The sequence below is a fragment of the Pseudomonas sp. 1928-m genome, from assembly GCF_029269135.1.
GTDB lineage: Bacteria > Pseudomonadota > Gammaproteobacteria > Pseudomonadales > Pseudomonadaceae > Aquipseudomonas.
This window is the reverse complement of record NZ_JARIXO010000001.1, coordinates 979,833-1,001,410: the sequence shown is the minus strand read 5'-3', so window position 1 is coordinate 1,001,410 and position 21,578 is coordinate 979,833. Positions and strand designations below refer to the sequence as shown.

Genomic DNA, 21,578 nt, shown 5'->3' with positions numbered 1-21,578 from the left:
ATGGAGTCGTTACCAGGAAGAATTAAAGGAAATCGGCACACGCAAGGTGTCCTGGGTGCCGTCTTGCATGCCGCACATTTCGTCATGCACCACCGCGTGCACCAGGTGAAATGGCACGCGCGGCAGGTCGTGCAGCAGATCGCGTGCATGCTCGACCGAGCGCAGATGCAGGGTTTTGCCATGACCATCACTGAGCGGGTGGGCACGGCCATCCATATGCGCCTCCAGCAGGTAGATGCCACCTTCGATAGAGATCAGGTTGAGCGCTTCGATATGCCCGGCTTGGGCGTGCAGCGACAGCTCTTGCAGGTTCATGGCGATGTCCTCGGCGGCTAAAGCTATACAAAAATCTATACAAATACAATTTTTGTACAACAACAGAAAAGCACAAGGCACAACGCAAACCGCCCGTCCGTTTTGCAACGGCCGGGCGGCGGGAACGCATAAGAAAGGGCTCAGCTCGATTCGTACTTGGTCAGCTTATCCAGATAACCCATGGCGAAGGCCGAAAGGACGAAGGCCATGTGAATGATCACGTACCACATCAACTTGCTGTCGGGGATGTTCTGCGCATTCATAAAAACTTTGAGCAGATGGATCGAGGAGATCGCCACGATGGAGGCCGCCACTTTCATCTTCAGTGAACTGGAATCCATCTTGCCCAGCCAACTGAGCTTCTCGGTACCCTCCTTGATATCCAGTTGGGATACGAAGTTCTCGTAACCGGAAATCATCACCATCACCAACAGGCCACCGACCAGCGCCATATCGATCAGCGACAACAGCACCAGAATCAGATCCGCCTCAGCCATGGCAAAGACGTTGGGCAGGATATGGAAGACTTCCTGAAAGAACTTCAGCGCCAGCGCCAACAGGGCCAGCGAAAGGCCAAAGTAGATAGGCGCCAACAGCCAGCGCGAGGCATACATGGCATTTTCGATAAAGCGTTCCATAAGGGCTCACTCAGGGTTTAAAACTGCCGGCGAGTATACCCAGCGCCCTCGCCGAGACAACCCTGGAATGTGCTAATCGATGACCGCTCAGGTTATCCCCGGCAACTGTGGATAACCTTGTGGGCAGGCTCAGGATCAATGGCTGCAAGCCAGCTCTGCGCAGGGTTTGCGCGGACTGATCAAATACTCGGCAATTGCCCGCTCAGGTTTCCGGCTGAAACTGGTAATCACCCAGATGGTGTCCGCGCTCGCCGTTCAAACGGCGCAGCTCGGCCTGGATATGCAGGCGCCAAATCGGCACATCGGTGGATTGCTCGTAACCCATGCCGTGCAGGTTTTCGGCGATGTCAGTGAGGATGCTTTCGGCAGCGAAAGCCCCGTGGAATGGGCCTTGCGCTTTAATCGTGGAAGGCTGCGCACCGGCCATGCCAGCGGCGCAGATCAGCGTCCAGAGGCCCTTGTTACCGGCCAGCGGCAACACCACGCATTCGATACGAGTATCCAGGCCCAGACAGTGACGCGTGAGATTGAGGCTGCGCGACATGGCGACGACCCTCTCAGGAGCAGGTCTTCAGCCTACACCCGAGCAAGCGCCGCTGGGAAGCCAACAGTTATCCCCGCTTGCTGTGGATAACTGTGTGGATGAATTGAGGAAAAGCCGGCCAGAGCCAGGCGCACTGGCCGGCGGCGCAATTCGCTCAGTGACTGACCAACCACCGGGCGAATTGCCGCAGCCGGGCGGTCATTCAGCCGCCGGCTTTTTCGCCCGTGGCTTCTTCTCCTTAACCGCAGCAGCCGGTTCTTCCTTCTTCGGCTCTTCCTTGTCGTCCTCTTCCATACCCATGGCGGCGATATCGCGCAGGCGCTCAACCACCCGCGCATTGACGCTGCCCGCCGGGAATTGCCCCTGCTCATTGGGCGACCCGGCGTCCGCACCGACCAACAGGCTCAACGCCTCATCGACCTGACGCACCGCGTAGATATGGAACTGCCCGGCACGTACCGCCTGCAGCACGCGCTCGTCGAGCATCAAGGTGGTGACGTTGGAGTGCGGGATGATCGCGCCCTGCTCGCCCGTCAGACCGCGGGCCTCACACAGACGGAAGAAACCCTCGATCTTCTCGTTGACCCCACCCACTGCCTGCACTTCACCAAACTGGTTGATCGAACCGGTGATGGCGAAGCACTGCTTGAGCGGGGTGCGCGACAACGCCGAGATTAGCGTACACACCTCACCGAGCGAAGCACTGTCGCCGTCGACGTAACCGTAGGACTGCTCCAGAGCGATACTCGCGGAGATTTCCAGGGGGAATTCCTGGGCATAACGGCTACCGAGGTAACCGGTGAGGATCATCACCCCCTTGGAGTGAATCGGCTGACCGAGATTGACCTCGCGCTCGATGTCGACAATGCCGCTGCCGCCCGGATAGACCGTGGCGGAAATCCGCGCCGGCACACCGAAGGCCGAGTCGCCGACCTCCAACACGGTCAGGCCGTTGCACTTACCCACGGCCGCGCCGGCGGTGTCGATCAGAATGATCCCGGCCAGCATGTCGTCGATGATCCGCGCCGATACGCGGCCGGTGCGAGTGGCCTTGGCCTTTAGGGCGCGCTCGATATGCCCGGCGTCGGTCACTTCATCCCCGGCCAGGCTGCGGATAAAGTCGGCTTCGCTGACCAGCTGGAACAGATCACCAATGCGCGCCGACAAACGCCCCTGGTGTTCGGCCAGGCGCGCACTGTAGGTCGCTACCCGCGCTACTGCGGCAGCGGTGAGCGGCGCCATGCCCTCTTCCGAGGTGCGGGTCTTCATCAGCTGGGCGAACTGCTCCAGGCTGTCGTCGGCCAGTGGGATGTCTTCATCGAAGTCGACCAGCACGCGGAACATCTCCTGGAAGTCCGGATCGAGGTCCTGCAGCGTGTAATACAGCTGACGCGAGCCGATGATCACCACCTTGAGGTGCAGCGGGATCATCTGTGGGGTCAGGGTCACGGTGGCGATGCGGCCGAGGTCACCCAGCGGCGACTCCATTTTCAGCTGCCGCGATTGCAGGGCACGCTTGAGCGCATCCCAGACAAACGGCTCGCCGAGCATTTTCTCTGCTTCAAGAATCAGAAAACCGCCGTTGGCGCGGTGCAGCGCGCCGGGGCGCAGCTGGCGGTAGCTGGTGTAGAGCGCGCCCTGGTCGGTGTTGTATTCGATGCGGCCGAACAGGTTGTCGTAGGTCGGGTGCGGTTCGAACACCACCGGCGCGCCGCCCTGGGCGTGATGACCAACCACCAGGCTCGGGCAGTACTGCTCTTCGAGCAGCTTGCGGGTTTGTGCGTCGGCCTTTTCCACTTCAACCAGCTGATCGACCACAGTCTTCAACAGATTGACCTGCACTGCCTGCAGATAGGCGCAGACACCGGCGTTCTCGGCGTATTTCTGCGACAGCGGCGCAAGCAGCGGCTGCAGGGCGATGGTGATGGTTTCTTCGTTGAGCTGACGCAGCAGGTTGCTCGACTCGCGCTTCCACTGCGGCAGGCTGGCCAGCTCCTCGTTGAGGCGCTCTTCCAGGGTGGCGATATCGGCGTGAAAACGCTCGCGCTCGGCTTCCGGCAGCTGGGCAAACTCGGCCTCATCCAGTGCCTTGCCTTCAAGCATTGGGGTGAAAGCGATATTGCTGCTGTCGCGGTACAGGGCGACGTTCTTTTCCAGCGACAGCCGCTCGATCACATCCAGCGCCTGGTCGTAGCGCTTGTTGAAGGCGCGGTCGATGGCGTTCTTCTTCTGCTGGAACGAGGGGTGCTCGAACACCGCAGGGAAAGTCGCCAGCAGGTTGTCGATCAGGCCGTTGATATCGGCGAGAAACTCGCCGGCAGTGCCAGACGGCAGCTCCAGGGCGCGGGGTTCGCGCGGCTCATCGAAATGATTGACGTAGACCCGGTCAGCCGGGGTTTCCAGGCGCTTGGCTTCAGCCTTGAGGTAGCGTTTGACGAAGGAAAAGCGGCCGGTGCCGGGCTCGCCCATAACAAATACGTTATAACCGGGGCGCGGCATCGCCACGCCGAACTGCAGCGCCTCGACGGCGCGCTCCTGGCCCAATACACCACGGAAGGGTTCCAGGTCTTCGGTATTGCTGAAGTTGAACTGCTCAGGGGAAAAGGGACGGGTAAGTGCTTCAGGTGCCAACCGCAAATGGGCTGCGACGGAGTCTGGCATTGGAAATCCTTGGACGGGGGCCTGGTGGAAATCATGGCCGCATCGGCCCGCATCCACAAGCCATAAGGATGATCCTGAGCAAGTGAAATCCTGCGCCCATGCACTACAGTGCCCTCAGTCTTAACAGGAAGCCTGCCCATGAGTCTTTTCCAGGAAGTCGCCATACTGCTGGCCCTGTCAGCCCTGGTCGGCGGCATTGCGGTGAAGCTGCGCCAGCCGCTGATCATTGCCTACATCCTGGTGGGCATCCTCGCCGGCCCGGCGGTGCTGGGCCTGAGCAGCGAAAACGAGCCGCTGCAGCTGCTCGCGGAGATCGGCATCACCGTGCTGCTGTTCGTGGTCGGCCTCAAGCTGGACATGCGCCTGGTGCGCACCCTCGGCCCGGTAGCCCTGGCCACCGGCCTGGGCCAGCTGACCTTCACCATCGTCTTCGGTTATGGCCTGTGTTACCTGCTGGGCCTGGAATGGCTGACGGCGCTGTATGTGGCCGTAGCGCTGACGTTCTCCAGCACCATCATCATCGTCAAACTGCTCTCCGACAAAGGCGAGATCGACTCGCTGCACGGGCGCATCGCCATGGGTTTCCTGATCGTTCAGGACATCGCCGTGGTGCTGGCCATGCTCGGCCTCAACCTCTATCAACCAAGCGGCGCCGAGCAGCCCGGCATGCACCCGCTGTTGCTCGCAGCCACCCTGCTGGGCAGCCTGGGCGTGCTGTTTCTGCTGATGCGTTACGCTCTGCCGCGCCTGCTGAATATGATGGCCGACTCGCCGGAACTGCTGATGCTGATGGCCATCGCCTGGGGCACCTTGCTGGCAGCCGGTGCCGACTCGCTGGGGCTGTCCAAGGAAATCGGCGCGTTTCTCGCCGGGTTCTCTCTGGCCTCGACCTCGCTGCGTGAAGCGGTGGCCAGCCGCCTGACCAGCCTGCGCGACTTCCTGTTGCTGTTCTTCTTTTTGCACCTGGGCCTGCAACTGGACTTTGCCCATATTCACGGGCAGATCGGCAGTGCGCTGATCCTCTCGGCCTTTGTGCTGATTGGCAACCCGCTGATCGTCATGGCCATCATGGGCTGGATGGGCTATCGCAAGCGCACCGGTTTTATGGCCGGGCTGACCGTGGCGCAGATCAGCGAGTTCTCGATCATCTTTGTCGCCATGGGCATCGGCCTCGGCCATGTTGGCCAGGACGCCCTGGGCCTGACCACCCTGGTGGGGCTGATCACCATCACCCTGTCGACCTACATGATTCTCTATGCGCAGCCGCTGTTCGCCCGTCTGTCACCCTGGCTGGGACCGTTCGAGCGGCATATCCCGCACCGGGAAAACGCCGACGACAATGCGCCCACCGGTGAACAGCCGGACATCATCGTCTATGGCATGGGCCGCTACGGCCGCAAACTGGCCGAGCAGCTGGAGCTGGGCGGACGCCGCGTGCTCGGCGTGGATTTCGACCCGCAGGCCCTCGCCCTGGCGCGCGAAGAAGGGCTTAACGCCTGCTACGGCGACGCCGAGGATGCCGACTTTCTCAGCCATATGCCGCTGGGCCACGCCCAGGCACTGATCAGCACCATCCCCCAGCGCGAGGTCAACGCCATTCTGTTTCGCGCCTTACGCAGCGCGGCATTCAAGGGCCAGATCACCCTTAGCGCGTTTCGTGCCGGTGATGCCGAAGCGCTGCATCATGCCGGCGCAGCCAGCGTGCTGCGGCCTTACAGTGACGCAGCGGAGACTGCAGCACGGCGCTTGCTGGAGGAAATCAAACAGCGCTGAGCCGGGAGTCAGCATGATCGGCAGCGGCCGGCGTGCACAAACAAAAACGGAGCCTTGCGGCTCCGTTTTGTATTGCGACGTGGCTTATTGGGCCAACTTCTTGTAACGCACGCGGTGCGGCTGCGCGGCAGCGTCGCCCAGGCGCTTCTTACGGTCGGCTTCGTACTCGGTGTAGTTGCCTTCGAAGAACTCGATATGCGAGTCATCTTCGTACGCCAGGATGTGGGTCGCCACGCGATCCAGGAACCAGCGATCGTGAGAGATCACAATGGCGGCGCCCGGGAAGTCGAGCAGTGCTTCTTCCAGCGAACGCAGGGTTTCCACGTCGAGGTCGTTGGACGGTTCGTCCAGCAGCAGCACGTTGGCGCCCTCTTTCAGGGTCAGCGCCAGGTGCAGACGGCCGCGCTCACCACCGGAGAGGTCCTTGACGAACTTCTGCTGATCGCCGCCCTTGAAGTTGAAGCGACCGACGTAGGTGCGCGACGGCACTTCATAGTTGCCGATCTTGATCATGTCGGAGCCGCCAGACACGGCTTCCCACACGGTCTTGCTGCCGTCGAGGTCGTCGCGGCTCTGGTCAACGCAGGCCAGCTGCACGGTTTCACCGATTTCGATGCTGCCCGAGTCCGGCTGCTCCTTGCCCATCAGCATGCGGAACAGGGTCGACTTACCGGCACCGTTACCGCCGATCACGCCGACGATGGCGCCCTTGGGCATGCTGAACGACAGGTTGTCGATCAGCGCGCGGTCACCGTAACCCTTGCTGACGTTGACGAAGTCGATGACCTTGTCGCCCAGACGCGGGCCGACCGGGATATAGATTTCGTTGGTCTCGCTGCGCTTCTGGAATTCCTGCGACTGCATTTCTTCGAAACGCTGCAAGCGCGCCTTGGATTTCGACTGACGAGCCTTGGCGCCTTTGCGCACCCACTCCAGTTCTTCCTTCATGGCCTTTTCATGGGCCGACTGCTGCTTGGATTCCTGGGCCAGACGATCCGACTTGGCTTCCAGCCAGCCGGAATAGTTGCCCTCGTACGGGATACCCGCGCCGCGGTCGAGTTCGAGAATCCAGCCAGCGACGTTATCCAGGAAGTAACGGTCGTGGGTGATCGCCACCACGGTGCCCGGGAAGTCGTGGAGGAAGTGCTCCAGCCAGGCCACCGAGTCGGCGTCCAGGTGGTTGGTGGGTTCGTCGAGCAGCAGCATGTCCGGGGCCGACAGCAGCAGGCGACACAGGGCCACACGACGCTTCTCACCACCGGAGAGGAATTCCACCTTGGCATCCCAGGCCGGCAGACGCAGGGCGTCGGCGGCAACTTCCAGCTGACGCTCGAGGTTGTGGCCATCGCTGGTTTGCAGAATGGCTTCGAGCTTGGCCTGTTCGGCGGCCAGCTTGTCGAAGTCGGCATCCGGCTCGGCGTATGCGGCGTAGACCTGATCCAGACGCGCCTGGGCGTCCTTGATCTGGCTCACGGCCTCTTCCACCACTTCACGCACGGTCTTGCTCGGGTCGAGCTGCGGCTCCTGCGGCAGGTAGCCGATATTCAGCTCCGGCATCGGACGGGCTTCGCCGTCGAACTCGGTGTCGACGCCAGCCATGATCTTCAGCAGGGTGGATTTACCCGAGCCGTTGAGGCCGAGCACGCCGATCTTCGCGCCTGGGAAGAACGACAGGGAGATGTTCTTGAGGATTTCCCGCTTCGGCGGTACGACTTTGCCGAGCCGATGCATGGTGTAAACGTATTGAGCCATGATGACCTTGGTTCTGGGTTGAAACGAAAGAGAAGCCGCCAACTGATGCGTGCAGCCTGAGGCTACACGGCGGGGACGGAGCCGCCAGGCGCTACCTGCGCAGCATCCTGTGCATACAGTCACGCGCGCGTGCGGCAAAGCTACCGGAATGCGCCGAGCAGGGCAAACGACGCTCGTCGGCGGCGCTGGCACTTTGCCACGGTTATGGCATGCTAGCCGCCCCCTGCCTGCCGGCCGTTCTGCGCACCCGCCAGGGACCAGCCCATCGCCGCCCAGCCCCCAGGATGTAAGTCTTTGCCAACAGTCACGCCCCCAACCACAGCGCATACACCCGGCACTCCGCCGGCTGAGGCGATGCGTGGGCCGACCCGTGGCGCACTGGTGGTGCTGGTACTGAGCATGCTGGTGTTGCTGCTCTGGCAGCTGCGCCAGGAATCCCAACAGCTGCTCGACAACCAGCGCCAGCTTGGCCTGGCCTACAGCTCGCAGCTGGCCAATCACCTGGGCCTGAACATGGAGCTCAAGGCCAGCGCCGGCCAGGCCCTGCTGCAAACCCATGTGCTGCCGCCCAGTAATTCCGATGAACTGGAAGAACTGCTGCACACCCTGCGCGGCGTATTCCCAACGCTGCGCAGCCTGGCCTGGCTGAATGGCCAGGGCCGGATCATCGCCGATAGCCATGCGCCCAGCGAAGATGCGCTGTACCTGGCCGAACTGCTGCAACGCGGCGGCGGCGAAAGCTTCTTCTATACCTTCAGCGCCAACGACCATGGCCGCATCTACCTGCTGCTGCGGCATAACCCCGACAGCGCCGCCAGTGGCTACTGGGTGCTGCGCCTGACCAATAGGGCGCTGGCCAGCTGGCTGCAGGAGCATCATCAGAGCCCGCACCAATGGCAGCTGGAAGACCGCAATGCGCAACGGGTGATTGCCAGTAACACGGCCCAGGGCGCCAACAGCTCATCGGTAGCGCCGCCGGTCACCGCCGAGAACCTCGACCAGAGCCTGCTGGAAACCCCGCTCAAGGGCAGCGACTGGCAGCTGCGTGCACTGTTCAACGAGCGCAAGGTGCGCGCCCAGCAACTGCCGCAACAGGCCAGCAAGCTGCTGCTGTTTATCCTCTGCGCCACCCTTACGCTGCTTGCGCTGTATCGCCTGCTGAATGAACAACGCAGCCTGCACGCGCTGAATACCGCCTCGCGGCGCTCGCTGCAGCAGGCCGCCAGCGTGCTCGGCGCCATCGAGGAGCGTGTGCTGGTGACCGACAGCAACGGCCAGCTGCAGTACCTCAATCCGCAGGCCGAGGCGATGTTTGGCCTGAGCAACGACGAGGCGCGCAACTGGCACCTGCTCAAACTGCTGCCGCGTCTCGACCCGCTGCTGCTGCACGACACCGCGCTGCACAACGACCTCGGCCCGGACCTGGTGGAAATCCAGCAGAACGGCGTCGCCCACCTCTACGACATCAGCCGCAGCGACTTGAGCGAAGACAACAAGCGCACTGGTTTTGTCTGGGTACTGCGCGATGTCACCGAAGAACAGCACGCCTCCCATGTGCTGCAGGAAACCCGGCGGCGTTACCAGGACATCTTCGACGGCACCGGCACCGCCCTCTGCGTGCTCGACCTGGCCGAGCTGCAGCGCTATCTGCAACAGCAGCAACTGCGCAACATGACCAGCCTGCAACGCTGGCTGGACGAGGACCCACAGCACCACAGCGAACTCTGTCAACGCCTGCGCCTGACCGAAACCAACCAGGTGGCCCTGCAACTGCTCGGCGTCGACTCCAACCAGCAAGCCTGGCAGCACCTGTTCAACAGCGGCCCGCTGCGCCCGGATGGCTTTCGCATGCAGCTGATCAGCGCCCTGCTCAGCGGCAGCGGCCAGCTGGAAATGGAACGCCAGATCCTTACCCCGCAAGGCTATGAGCGCCACCTTTGGCTGCTGCTGCGCCTGCCGGAAAGCATCGACGACCTGCAGGCCGTGACCCTCAGCATCAGCGACATCACCAACCGCAAGCGCATCGAAACCTCGCTGATCGAACGCGAGCGCTTCTGGTCCGATGTGGTCAGCGCGGTGCCCGACACCATTTATGTGCACGACATCGCCGGCAAGCGGGTGATGTACAGCAACAACCACCTCGGCCCGCAATTGGGCTACAGCAAGGCGGAAATTCAACAGCTCGGCGAGCGGCTGTGGGAGAAGATTCTGCATCCCGACGATGTCGAGCTGTACCAGCGCATGCGCAATATCCAGCAGGTACAGGGCAATGGCCTGCTGATGCAGTTCGAGCTGCGCTGGCGGCACCGCGATGGCAGCTGGCACTGGTTCGATATCCGCGAGCAGGCCCTGGCGCGCGATGCCAAAGGCCGGGTCAGCCGGCTGATCGGCGTGGCCAAGGACATCACCGAGCAGATCACCCACAGCGAATCCCTGCGCACCAGCGAGCAGCGTTATCGCCTGTTGGCGGAAAGCATCAGCGACGTGATTTTCTCCACCGACGCCCAGCTGCAGCTCAACTACGTCAGCCCCTCGGTGATGCCGGTGCTCGGCTATGACAGCGAGTGGGCGCTGGCCAACGGCTTCCAGAGCCTGGCCACCAACCCACGGCAGCTGAGCGGCTTCTACGCCTTGCTCGACCGCGTGCGCAACGCCCTCGGCGACCCGCAGCGGCTGGCCGAACTGCGCGCCGAGTTTCTGCCGCAGTTGTTCGTCTTCGATGCACTGCGCGCCGACGGCCAGAAGATCCCGGTGGAGCTGCGCCTGGTGCCGATGTGGGATGACAGCGGGCGCTTCGAAGGCCTGCTTGGCGTGGGCCGTGACATCAGCCTGCAGCGCCGCGCGGAGAAAGACCTGCGCATGGCCGCCACGGTATTCGAGCACTCCACCGCGGCGATTCTGGTCACCGACCCGGCCGGCTATATCGTCCAGGTCAACAATGCCTTCAGCCGGGTCAGCGGTTACAGCTCCAAGCAGATTCTCGACCAGCTGCCGAGCATGCTCACCGCCGACACCCAACAGGCCAGCCATCTGGCCTATGTGATCAAACAGCTCAACCAGCAGGGCAGCTGGGAGGGCGAGGTGTGGCTCAAGCGCAAGAGCGGCGAGAAATTCCCGGCCTGGGTCGGCATCACGGCGGTCAGAGACGATGAAGGCGATCTGGTCAGCTACGTGTGCTTCTTCAGCGATATCAGCGAGCGCAAGGCCAGCGAACAGCGCATCCACCGCCTGGCCTACTACGACGCCCTGACCCAGCTGCCCAACCGCACGCTGTTCCAGGACCGTCTGCACAGCGCCTTGCAACATGGCGAGCGGCACCAGGAATGGGTGGTGCTGATGTTCCTCGACCTCGACCGCTTCAAGCCGATCAACGACTCCCTCGGCCACGCCGCCGGCGACCGCATGCTCAAGGAAGTGGCGGTGCGCCTGTGCGCCTGTGTGGACAGTGACGACACCGTGGCACGCATGGGCGGCGACGAATTCACCCTGCTGCTGCAATCCCAGAGCCAGCGTGAGATCGCGCTGACCCGCGCGATCCACGTCGGCGAACAGATTCTCGCCAGCCTGGCGCAGCCATTTATTCTCGAAGGCCGCGAGTTCTTCGTCACCGCCAGTATTGGTATCGCCCTGAGTCCCCAGGACGGCAACGAGCTGAGCCAGCTGATGAAGAACGCCGACACGGCGATGTATCACGCCAAGGAACGCGGCAAGAACAACTTCCAGTTCTACCAGGCCGACATGAATGCCAGCGCCCTGCAGCGCCTGGAGCTGGAGAGCGACCTGCGCCACGCCCTCGAACAGGGCGAGTTCAAACTGTATTACCAGCCGCAGTTCTCCGGCGACGGCAAACGCCTGACCGGCGCCGAAGCGCTGCTGCGCTGGCAGCATCCACAGCGCGGCCTGGTGCCGCCGAATGACTTTATTCCGGTGCTCGAAGAGCTGGGCCTGGTGGTACAGGTCGGCGACTGGGTGCTGCGCGAGTCCTGCCGGCAACTGGCCGAATGGCACGAGGCGAAGATTCGCGTGCCGAAGATTTCGGTCAACCTCTCGGCCCGGCAGTTTGCCGAAGGCGACCTCAATCAGCGCATCGCCGAGATTCTCCAGCACAGCGGCATTCCCGCCGGCTGCCTGGAGCTGGAGCTGACTGAAAGCATTCTGATGGAAGACGTGGCCAACGCCATGCAGACCCTCAGCAGCCTGAAGAAACTCGGCGTGTTTATCGCCATCGACGACTTCGGCACCGGCTACAGCTCGCTGAACTACCTCAAGCAGTTCCCCATCGACGTGCTGAAGATCGACCGCAGTTTTGTCGACGGCCTGCCCCACGGCGAGCAGGACGGCCAGATTGCCCGGGCGATCATTGCCATGGCCCACAGCCTGAATCTCACGGTAATCGCCGAAGGCGTGGAAACCCTGGCCCAGCTGGATTTCCTGCGCGGCCACGACTGCGACGAAGTGCAGGGCTTCCTGCTCGGCCGGCCAATGCCGGCGCACCAGTTCACCGCGCTGTTTACCGGCACCGCGCTGTTTATGCTGGGCTGAAGCGCGCCCGCGCATGAGCCCCGCTTGTCCGCCAGATGACCACGCTTCATATGCCTGTTTAGTGCGGATGAGGTAGAATTCGCCCCCTCTTTCTACCGCCCAGCTGATTTTCTCAGGGGAATGCTATGTTCAGCCGTGATTTGACTATCGCCCGTTATGACGCCGAATTGTTTGCCGCGATGGAGCAGGAAGCCCAGCGCCAGGAACATCACATCGAGCTGATCGCCTCGGAGAACTACACCAGCCCAGCGGTGATGGAAGCCCAAGGTTCGGTACTGACCAACAAGTACGCCGAAGGCTATCCAGGCAAGCGTTACTACGGCGGTTGCGAATACGTCGACATCGTCGAGCAGCTGGCCATCGACCGCGCCAAGGAACTGTTCGGCGCCGACTACGCCAACGTCCAGCCGCACTCCGGCTCGCAAGCTAACAGCGCCGTGTATATGGCCCTGCTGGAAGCCGGCGACACCGTACTGGGCATGAGCCTGGCCCACGGCGGCCACCTGACCCACGGCGCCAGCGTCAGCTTCTCCGGCAAGATGTACAACGCCGTGCAGTACGGCATCGACAACGTCACCGGCCTGATCGACTACGACGAAGTCGAGCGCCTGGCCGTTGAGCACAAGCCGAAGATGATCATCGCCGGTTTCAGCGCCTATTCGCAGGTACTGGACTTCCCACGCTTCCGCGCCATCGCGGACAAGGTTGGTGCTTACCTGTTCGTCGACATGGCTCACGTAGCCGGTCTGGTAGCGGCTGGCGTGTACCCGAACCCGGTGCCGTTCGCCGATGTGGTCACCACCACCACCCACAAAACCCTGCGCGGCCCGCGCGGCGGCCTGATCCTCGCCCGTGCCAACGAAGCACTGGAGAAGAAATTCAACTCCGCCGTATTCCCAGGCGGCCAGGGCGGCCCGCTGGAGCACGTGATCGCTGCCAAGGCCGTGTGCTTCAAGGAAGCCCTGCAGCCTGAGTTCAAGGCCTACCAGCAGCAAGTGATCAAGAACGCCCAGGCCATGGCCAGCGTGTTTATCGAAAACGGCTACGACGTGGTCTCCGGCGGTACTGAAAACCACCTGTTCCTGCTCAGCCTGATCAAGCAGGACATCACCGGTAAAGACGCCGACGCCGCCCTGGGTCGCGCGTTCATCACCGTGAACAAGAACAGCGTACCGAACGACCCACGCTCGCCGTTCGTCACCTCGGGCCTGCGCATCGGCACCCCAGCCGTTACCACCCGCGGCTTCAAGGAAGACGAGTGCCGCGCACTGGCTGGCTGGATCTGCGAAATCCTCGCCAACCTGGGCGACGAAGCGGTTGAAGCGCGCGTACGCGAGCAAGTCAAAGCGGTCTGCGCCAAGTTCCCGGTTTACGGCAACTAATCAGCAGCTGCTGCTAAAAAGCCCGCCTCTTGGCGTAAGGCTGTTCACATAAGAAAAATGCCGCTTCGCCCTTGCCAGGGAAGCGGCATTTCTTTGTGCTCACCACCGTAGAATGGGTGCTAACCCATCAATTGGCTGATGGGTTAGCACCCATCCTACGGCCTGAACCACTGCCGAAGACTTAGAGCGAGGACGATTTCAAAGCCCGCCGCTCTATAGGGCGTAAAGCGGCCCCACTTAACTGAACAGCATTACGCCTCCTGGCGGGCTTTTTTATAGCTGCCGCGCCACCCTCAGCACAGATAAAACCAAGCCATCGTCAGCAGCCTTGGCTATAGTGGATAAAACCTCGCAGGAGTTTCTTTGCATGAGCGAAACAGCCAATGAGCGTCGGCGCTTTCACCGCATCGCTTTCGACGCCCCCACCGAGATCGTGCAAGGGGAACGGCGCTGGGCGGTCGAATTGCATGACGTATCGCTGAAAGGCCTGCTGATCAAGCGCCCCAACGGCTGGAATGGCGACCCTAATCAGCCATTCGAAGCCAATATCCAACTGGCCGACGACACGCGCGTACTGATGGAAGTGGTGCTGACCCGCACCCAGTCCGATCTGCTCGGTTTTGTCTGCCGGCATATCGACCTCGACTCGATCAGCCACCTGCGTCGCCTGGTGGAACTCAACCTCGGCGATGACAGCCTGCTGGAACGAGAACTCGCCGCCCTCGGCGAAGACGAGTAAAGAAAAAGGAGGCCTAGGCCTCCTTTTTTCATCCTGCCTGAGCAGATTTAGAACGTGTTTACGATTTCGCGAGCTAGAGCCAGACAAGGCAAAAACAGCCGAGAAACGCAGCGCAGCGGAGTAACAGCCAACGGCTGACCCGCAGGGTGAGCGAAGCGAATCACGCGCAGTTTACGAGCTGTAAATGAGCATGACTCGTTTCACTCGCCCTTCGGGTCGCGCTAAAGCGCATTAGCCGCAAGCGGCTTCCGAGGCTGTTTTTAACGCCGGATGGCCGACGCGCAGCAGATCGTAAACAGGTTCTTACTCGAACAACGCATCCAGCGCTTGCTCCAGACGCGTTACGGCAATCACCTGCAGCCCCGGCGGCGGATCTTTCGGCGCATTGCCCTTGGGCACGATGGCGCGTTTGAAGCCATGCTTGGCCGCCTCTTTCAAGCGTTCCTGACCGCTCGGCACTGGGCGGATTTCGCCGGACAGCCCCACCTCACCAAACACCAGCAGATCATGCGGCAACGGCTTGTTGCGCAGGCTGGAAATCACTGCAGCCATCAGCGCCAGGTCCGACGCGGTTTCCAGCACCTTGACCCCGCCGACCACATTGAGAAATACGTCCTGATCATAGGTCGGGATGCCTCCATGCCGATGCAGCACGGCCAGCAGCATGGCCAGACGGTTCTGATCCAGCCCCAGGGTGACGCGGCGCGGATTGGCCATATGGCTGGTGTCGACCAGCGCCTGCACTTCCACCAGCATCGGCCGGGTGCCTTCCCAAGTGGCCATGACCACACTGCCAGGGACTTCTTCCTGAGCGCGGGTAAGGAAGATCGCCGAGGGGTTGGTGACCTCTTTCAGGCCCTTGTCGGTCATGCCGAACACACCCAGCTCGTTGATCGCGCCGAAGCGGTTCTTCACCGCACGTAGCAAACGCAGACGGCCATCGGACTCGCCTTCGAAATACAGCACGGTGTCGACCATGTGTTCAAGCACACGCGGCCCGGCCAGGGCGCCTTCCTTGGTCACGTGGCCTACCAGGAAGATCGCCGTACCGCTCTGCTTGGCAAAGCGCACCAGCAGCGCCGCACTCTCGCGTACCTGAGACACGCCACCGGGCGCCGAGGAGAGTTGTTCGGTAAAGATGGTCTGGATCGAGTCGATCACCATCACCTTGGGCTTTTCCAACCGCGCAGTGGCAATAATGCTTTCGATGCAGGTTTCGGTCATCACCTTGAGCTTGTCTTCCGGCAAGCCCAGGCGGCGGGCGCGCATGGCCACCTGCTGCTGGGATTCCTCACCGGTGACATACAGCGCGGGAAAGCGCGTGGCGATATTGCACAGGGTCTGCAGGAGGATGGTCGACTTGCCGATGCCAGGGTCGCCGCCGATCAGCACCACCGAACCGTCCACCAGGCCGCCGCCGAGCACGCGATCCAGCTCACCGGAGGCGGTGGAGAAGCGCGGCACTTCCTCGACGCTGACCTCGGCCAGGGTCTTGATCTGCACCTGCTCGCCCGCCCAACCGGAACGCCCGCTGGGGGTGGCCGCATTGGCTTCGAGCAGGGTCTCGACCAGGGTATTCCAGGCCCCGCACTCACCGCACTGGCCAGCCCATTTCGGGAAGGTGGCGCCGCACTCGGTGCAGCCATACATGCGCTTGGCCTTGGCCATGCCGGACTCCTATAAACGCTGAGCCCGGATCATACGAAATAGCTGGATATATTTACAGTCCTGCGTACCTACGATTTGCAGCCATTGCCGCACCCACAACACTGCCCTGCGGAGCGTTTAAGCCGGCGCGCGAGATCATCCTTGAGGCCGACGCGTTCCTGCTTAAGCGCATACAGCGCATCATCAGCCAGCAGCTCGCTGCCCGCCTCAATCCGGCAGATGCGTTTATCCAGGGTTTCGTAGGTATCGGCCAGGCGGGCGAAGTCGGCGTCGCCCTGGCGCAGCTCATGCAGCGCGCCGCGCAGTTCGGGGAAGTCCTTGATCAGCGGATGGTGTTCAACATGCATGCGGGCATTCCTCTGGGATAGTCATTGCCTGCAGACTATCCCCTGAGCCGGGGCCGGCACTTGACCCGGATCAAACCCTTGACGCTATGACGCACCACTGAGAAAACCGGCCAGTTCGTCCTTGAGGCTGACGCGTTGCATCTTCAGGCCCAGCAGCAACATCTCATCCATGGCCACCCGACCGCTTTCCGCCTCATAGATACGCTTATCAAGCTCTTCATATTCCTCGGCCAAGCGGGCGAAATGCCCATCACTGGACAACAAGGCGTGCAGCTGCGTCTTGAACTCGGGAAACTCGCGGTGCAGCGGATGATGTTCCAGTGGCATAACGGCATCCTCATGGCGGGCCTTCCTTGAGCCTAGCCCAGTCGCGCCGGCTCTGCCGAAACGCCTTGCAACACGGGCCTCAGGCGAGGTCTGCTATCGTTGCCCAAGCTTCAAAAGCCATTAGCGAGAACTGGTTATGAGTACAACATCAGGATGTTCGGCGTGCCGTGACGGCCAAGGGCTGGGATTTCCCATCAGCATGGCCTTTCAGCCCATTATCAACCTGACTACAGGCAGCATATTCGCCCACGAGGCCCTGGTGCGCGGTATAGCCGGTGAATCCGCCGGCAGCCTGCTGAGTAAGCTCAACGCGGACAACCTCTACCCGTTCGACCAGGCCTGCCGGATTACCGCCCTGGAATGGGCCGCCAAGCTGCAAGTGCCAGCCATGGTCTCGATCAACTTTATGCCCAACGCGGTGTACAAACCCGAGACCTGCATCCGCGCCACGCTGGAGGCGGCGAAACGCTTCAACTTCCCGCTGCAGCGGATCATCTTCGAAGTCACCGAACAGGAGCAGGTGCTGGATGTCGACCACCTCACCGGCATCCTGCGCGCGTACCGCAAACAGGGCTTTATGACGGCGATTGATGACTTCGGCGCCGGCTATGCCGGGCTCAATCTGCTGGCCGACTTTCAGCCCGACCTGATCAAGCTGGACATGCAGCTGATCCGCAATATCGAGCAGGACAGCGTGCGGCAGATTCTGGTCGAAGCCGCCCTGCAGATGTGCCGCAAACTGAATATCCGGGTGATCGCCGAAGGCATCGAAAGCCTCGGTGAACTGCATGCATTACGCGATATGGGCGTGGAGCTGTTTCAGGGTTACCTGCTGGCCAAACCAGGTTTCGAGTCGCTACCCGAGGTCCATTACCCAGCCTGAGAAGTAGCTGGCAAGCGGCGCGCGCTGGATTACACTCAGCGCAACCTCACCTACCAGGGAACGCAGCATGAGCATACTCAGTGAATTCAAAGCCTTTGCCGTCAAAGGCAATGTGGTCGACATGGCCGTCGGCATCATCATCGGCGCGGCGTTCGGCAAGATCGTCTCGTCCTTTGTCGGTGACGTGGTGATGCCACCGCTGGGCGTGCTGATTGGCGGCGTGGATTTCTCCGACCTGGCGATTGTGCTGAAAGCTGCCGAAGGCGATGCCGCTGCGGTCACCCTGGCCTACGGCAAATTTATCCAGACCGTGCTCGATTTCCTGATCGTCGCCTTCGCCATCTTTATGGGCATCAAGGTGCTCAACAAACTCAAGCGCGAAGAAGCCGCTGCCCCCGAGGCGCCAGCCGCGCCGACCAAGGATCAGGAGCTGCTCAGCGAAATCCGCGACCTGCTCAAGGCGCAGCAAAGCCGAGACTGACTTCACCCGCGCGGAGGGCCGAGCGCCCTCCCGTACATGATTTGTTGCAGGACAACCCATTCGCTTACAACGCGTTCGTGTAAATTGGCCGCCCCTTGGCTACTTTTCCCCCTCAATGACCCTCCTGATTGCGTTTGCCGTTCTATCCATCCTCGTCTCCTTTATCTGTTCCATTCTTGAAGCCGCGTTGCTGTCTCTGACGCCCAGCTATATCGCTCAGCAGAAGGCCACCAAGCCCAAGCTTTATGAGCGCTTGAAAGGGCTGAAAGACAAGATTGACCAACCACTGGCCGCCATTCTTACGCTGAACACCGTGGCTCACACCGTTGGTGCTACCGGCGTGGGCGCGCAGGTCACCGTCGTGTTTGGTGACGGCTACCTGGGCATCGCCTCAGCGGTGATGACGCTGCTGATCCTGGTCCTCTCGGAAATCCTGCCCAAGACCATTGGTGCACGTTACTGGCCAACTCTGGCGCCATTCCTGCCGAGCCTGCTGGGCGGCATGATCCTGCTGCTCAAGCCGTTCATCTTCATGTCCGACATGATCATGCGGCTGTTTGGCGGCAAAGAGCCTGAGCACGACATCCGTCAGGAGATCAAAGCCTTGACCCTACTCGGCCGTGAGGTCGGCAAGCTGGATGAAGACGAGCAGCGCGTCATCAGCAATATCCTCGACCTGCACGAGATCAAGCTGCGCGACATCATGACGCCACGGATTGTCTGCGAGTTTGCCGCCCCCGATGACACCCTTGGCACGTTCAAGGCGCGCGTGAAAGAGAGCCAGTTTTCCCGCTACCCGATTATCGGTGAGGATGAAGCACCACTGGGCGTGGTGTTCCGCTATGACGCCCTGGGCGCCGATGCGGATGAAGCGCCGGTGTCCAGCATCCTCAAGCCGCTCAAAGTGGTTTCCGACAGCATGAACGTCGAAAACCTGATGACGCAGATGATGCATGAGCGTCAGCACATGTGTTTGGTGTATGACGAGTTCGGCAGTTGGCGCGGCCTGGTGACTATGGAGGACATCATGGAAACCATCATCGGCAAGCCGATTCTCGACGAAACCGACGACATCCCGAATATGCGCCGCTTCGCCAAGCGCCGCTGGGAACACCGGATCAAGGCCATCCGCGAGGAATAAGCGCTACCAGTAGTTCTCCACCGCCACCTGCCCCGGCCGCCGAGTCAGGCTGAGCTGCAGATCACGCTGTTTCAGCAGCGCGCGGGTGTCGTCGATCATCTGCGGGTTGCCGCAGATCATCAGCCGCGAATGCGCGGGTTCCAAGCTCAACCCCGCCACCTGCTCCAGTTCACCACTGCCCAGCAAGCTGGTGATGCGCCCATGCAGGCAACCGGGCACCTGCTCGCGGGTCACCAGCGGTAGATAGACAAAGCGTTCGGCGTACTCCTGCAGATGTTCCTGCTGCATCAGGCCGTGAATCAGCGGCTGATACGCCAGCTCGCTGGGCGTGCGCGCGCTGTACACCAGCACCACGCGCGCAAAGCGCTGCCACACCTCCAGCCCCTGCAGAATCGATAGAAACGGCGCGAGCCCCGTGCCACTGGCCAGCAGCCAGAGGTCGCGGCCATCGGCGAAACGATCCAGGGTAAGAAAACCCAACGCCTGTTTCTCTACCAACAGGCTATCGCCGACCTGCAGCCGGCTCAGCTCAGAGGTGAACTCACCGCCCGGCACGACGATGGAGAAAAACTCGAGAAACTCGTCATGGGGTGCCGAGGCCATCGAATAGGCGCGCCAGACCACCGAACCGTCGGCCTTGGCTACGCCGAGACGGGCGAACTGCCCGGCACGAAAACGAAAACCGGCATCACGCGTACAGCGCAGGCTGAACAGGCTGGGCGACCAGACCTGGATATCGGTCAGGGTTTGCTGGGTGAACTTGTCGTCGCTGGTCATGCGAACACCGGGCTTATGCGGATTGCATAAACCCAGTGTGGCGCAACGCCGGGCTGACAAACACCGGCAAAACCTGGGGGCTCTTGGCCTTCCCCCCCCTAGAACCTGTTCACGATTTCGCGAGCTAGAGCCATACAAGGCGAAAACAGGCGAGGAAGCGGAGTTTACTGGCTGTAAATGAGCATTCCGAGCCTGTTTTTAACGCAGTAGGGCCGACGCGCAGCAGATCGTGAGCAGGTTCTAACGGCGGTTGACTGCCTGCGCGGCACGTAACACATCGGCGCCGATTTCAGCCTCGAAGGTCTTCCACATCGGGCTCAGTGCAGTGCGCCAGGCGGCACGCTCGTCGTCAGTCAAGGTGACCACTTTGGCATTGCCGGCAGCAATGATGCGCTCGCGATCATTGTTGTTCAGCGCCTCGGCGTCCTTGTTCACCGAGAAAGAAACCTCTTCGATGATCGCTTCCAGTTCGGTGCGGGTCTTGTAAGGGATGCTGGTCCAGAACTCCTTGCTGCTGATCAGCATATAGCTCAGCGAACCGTGATTGAGCTCGCTGATAAACGGCTGCACGGTATCGACTTTCTGGCTGGCAATGTTCGACCACGGCCCTTCGGTGCCCTGGATGGTGCCAGCCTGCAGCGCCTTGAATGCCTCGGCGAACGGCATCTTCACGGTCTTGGCGCCAAGTTGAGCAAACTGCGCTTCCAGCACCGACGAAGGCTGAATGCGGAAGGCCAGGTCCTTGGCATCCTCGGGCTTGCGCAGCTCACGGTTGGAAGTCAGCTGCTTCATGCCGTTATTCCAGTAGGCCAGGCCGTAGATGCCGTGGCTGGACATCGAGTGCAGCAGCTCGCGGCTCTTGTCGCGCTTCTGGAAGCGCTTGACCGCCTCCAGATCGTCGAACAGGAACGGCAGGTCAAACACCTGCAATTGCTTGGTGTAGGCCTCGAACTTGGACAGCGAAGGCGCCAGCATCTGCACCTTGCCCTCGCGCAGCGCGTTGATCTCCTCACCATCACCGAACAGCGTCGAGTTCGGGTAGACCTCAACCGTAATCTGGCCGGCCAGGCGCTCTTCCACCAGCTTTTTGAACAACAGTGCACCCTTGCCCTTGGGAGTGTCCTCGGCCACTACGTGGGAGAACTTGATAACGATGGGCGCCTTGCCTTCTGCCTGGGCCGGGCTTGCCGCGACCAGCAACGCAGTGAAGGTTAAAGACAACAGGGACTTGAACATGAACATACCTTTTTGCAAATAGAACGCCGTGAAGCCTGCATAAGCAGGCCTCATTGAGTAGGGGTGTGGGCTATGGATGATTCGGCGGACGCGGCAGAGCAGCGGCGCAGTCCTGATCATCAGGCGCTACCAGATCGCAGCCGGGCGTGACGCTCGGGGCCTGGTTATTATTTGAATGCTGACCTTGCTGACTCATGCCTGCTGACTGACGGGTATCGGACACGACTGAGCAGATCTGCAAGGGGGCGGCATTCTTCGGCAAAGCCGCGCGCGACACAACCGTGATTTGCTGAACCAGCTCTCAGTTCAGAGACTTTTCCGCCACTTGCACCGACAATAGCGACCAACTGCACTTTTTATCGCGCCCTTGCG

17 protein-coding genes are annotated in these 21,578 nt (G+C 61.4%); 7 read left to right on the top strand and 10 right to left on the bottom strand.

Going from position 1 to position 21,578, the window contains the following annotated elements; translation table 11 throughout:
- Positions 1–9: 9 nt before the first annotated feature.
- From P3C18_RS04400 to P3C18_RS04385, 4 genes are all read right to left on the bottom strand, one after another.
- Complete coding sequence (locus P3C18_RS04400; RefSeq protein WP_275960650.1) at positions 10–315, bottom strand: DUF6482 family protein; 306 nt, start codon at positions 313–315, stop codon at positions 10–12.
- A gap of 140 nt (positions 316–455) precedes the next feature.
- Positions 456–953, bottom strand: a complete 498-nt coding sequence (locus P3C18_RS04395; RefSeq protein ID WP_160013123.1) for a TIGR00645 family protein — start codon at positions 951–953, stop codon at positions 456–458.
- Positions 954–1,155: 202 nt separating this feature from the next.
- The gene (locus P3C18_RS04390) at positions 1,156–1,497 is read right to left on the bottom strand and encodes a hypothetical protein (RefSeq protein ID WP_275960649.1); all 342 of its coding nucleotides are present in this window, start codon (positions 1,495–1,497) and stop codon (positions 1,156–1,158) included.
- A gap of 198 nt (positions 1,498–1,695) precedes the next feature.
- Positions 1,696–4,158: an AAA family ATPase gene (locus tag P3C18_RS04385; protein WP_275960648.1), complete on the bottom strand. Its 2,463-nt coding sequence runs from the start codon at positions 4,156–4,158 to the stop codon at positions 1,696–1,698.
- Positions 4,159–4,296: 138 nt separating this feature from the next.
- Between P3C18_RS04385 and P3C18_RS04380 the strand changes: the two genes are divergently transcribed.
- Entirely contained in the window at positions 4,297–5,931 is a 1,635-nt protein-coding gene (locus P3C18_RS04380; protein WP_275960647.1) for a cation:proton antiporter family protein, read from the top strand.
- An 84-nt stretch (positions 5,932–6,015) separates the two neighbouring features.
- On the opposite strand, the gene ettA is transcribed toward P3C18_RS04380, so the two are convergent.
- A complete protein-coding gene (gene ettA, locus P3C18_RS04375; RefSeq protein WP_275960645.1) occupies positions 6,016–7,683 on the bottom strand; it encodes an energy-dependent translational throttle protein EttA in 1,668 nt (555 codons plus the stop codon).
- Between the two features lie 354 nt (positions 7,684–8,037).
- On the opposite strand from ettA, the gene P3C18_RS04370 reads away from it, so the two are divergent.
- The 3 genes from P3C18_RS04370 to P3C18_RS04360 all read left to right on the top strand — a co-directional run bounded on the left by P3C18_RS04370 (position 8,038) and on the right by P3C18_RS04360 (position 14,346).
- A complete protein-coding gene (locus P3C18_RS04370; protein ID WP_275960644.1) occupies positions 8,038–12,225 on the top strand; it encodes an EAL domain-containing protein in 4,188 nt (1,395 codons plus the stop codon).
- A gap of 125 nt (positions 12,226–12,350) precedes the next feature.
- Entirely contained in the window at positions 12,351–13,607 is a 1,257-nt protein-coding gene (gene glyA, locus P3C18_RS04365; protein ID WP_275960643.1) for a serine hydroxymethyltransferase, read from the top strand.
- A gap of 367 nt (positions 13,608–13,974) precedes the next feature.
- Positions 13,975–14,346 (top strand): PilZ domain-containing protein, encoded by a 372-nt coding sequence (locus P3C18_RS04360; RefSeq protein ID WP_090376549.1) that lies wholly within the window; start codon positions 13,975–13,977, stop codon positions 14,344–14,346.
- A gap of 303 nt (positions 14,347–14,649) precedes the next feature.
- On the opposite strand, the gene radA is transcribed toward P3C18_RS04360, so the two are convergent.
- The 3 genes from radA to P3C18_RS04345 all read right to left on the bottom strand — a co-directional run bounded on the left by radA (position 14,650) and on the right by P3C18_RS04345 (position 16,688).
- Complete coding sequence (gene radA / locus P3C18_RS04355; RefSeq protein ID WP_275960642.1) at positions 14,650–16,014, bottom strand: DNA repair protein RadA; 1,365 nt, start codon at positions 16,012–16,014, stop codon at positions 14,650–14,652.
- A 68-nt stretch (positions 16,015–16,082) separates the two neighbouring features.
- On the bottom strand, positions 16,083–16,361 hold the full coding sequence (locus P3C18_RS04350; RefSeq protein WP_275960641.1) for a DUF465 domain-containing protein: 279 nt from the start codon (positions 16,359–16,361) through the stop codon (positions 16,083–16,085).
- Between the two features lie 84 nt (positions 16,362–16,445).
- Positions 16,446–16,688, bottom strand: a complete 243-nt coding sequence (locus tag P3C18_RS04345) for a YdcH family protein (protein WP_275960640.1) — start codon at positions 16,686–16,688, stop codon at positions 16,446–16,448.
- A 199-nt stretch (positions 16,689–16,887) separates the two neighbouring features.
- Here P3C18_RS04345 and P3C18_RS04340 point away from each other — a divergent pair, with 199 nt between their 5' ends.
- The 3 genes from P3C18_RS04340 (at position 16,888) to P3C18_RS04330 (ending at position 19,193) form a co-directional block, all read left to right on the top strand.
- Entirely contained in the window at positions 16,888–17,571 is a 684-nt protein-coding gene (locus P3C18_RS04340) for an EAL domain-containing protein (protein ID WP_275960639.1), read from the top strand.
- A 67-nt stretch (positions 17,572–17,638) separates the two neighbouring features.
- Positions 17,639–18,052, top strand: coding sequence for a large-conductance mechanosensitive channel protein MscL (gene mscL / locus P3C18_RS04335; protein ID WP_275960638.1), 414 nt, complete (start codon positions 17,639–17,641; stop codon positions 18,050–18,052).
- A 115-nt stretch (positions 18,053–18,167) separates the two neighbouring features.
- Positions 18,168–19,193, top strand: a complete 1,026-nt coding sequence (locus tag P3C18_RS04330) for a hemolysin family protein (protein ID WP_275960637.1) — start codon at positions 18,168–18,170, stop codon at positions 19,191–19,193.
- A gap of 3 nt (positions 19,194–19,196) precedes the next feature.
- Here P3C18_RS04330 and P3C18_RS04325 read toward each other — a convergent pair whose 3' ends face one another.
- Both P3C18_RS04325 and P3C18_RS04320 read right to left on the bottom strand, forming a co-directional pair.
- Positions 19,197–19,970, bottom strand: coding sequence for a ferredoxin--NADP reductase (locus tag P3C18_RS04325; RefSeq protein ID WP_275960636.1), 774 nt, complete (start codon positions 19,968–19,970; stop codon positions 19,197–19,199).
- A gap of 240 nt (positions 19,971–20,210) precedes the next feature.
- Entirely contained in the window at positions 20,211–21,206 is a 996-nt protein-coding gene (locus P3C18_RS04320) for a TRAP transporter substrate-binding protein (protein WP_275960635.1), read from the bottom strand.
- Positions 21,207–21,578: the final 372 nt, after the last annotated feature.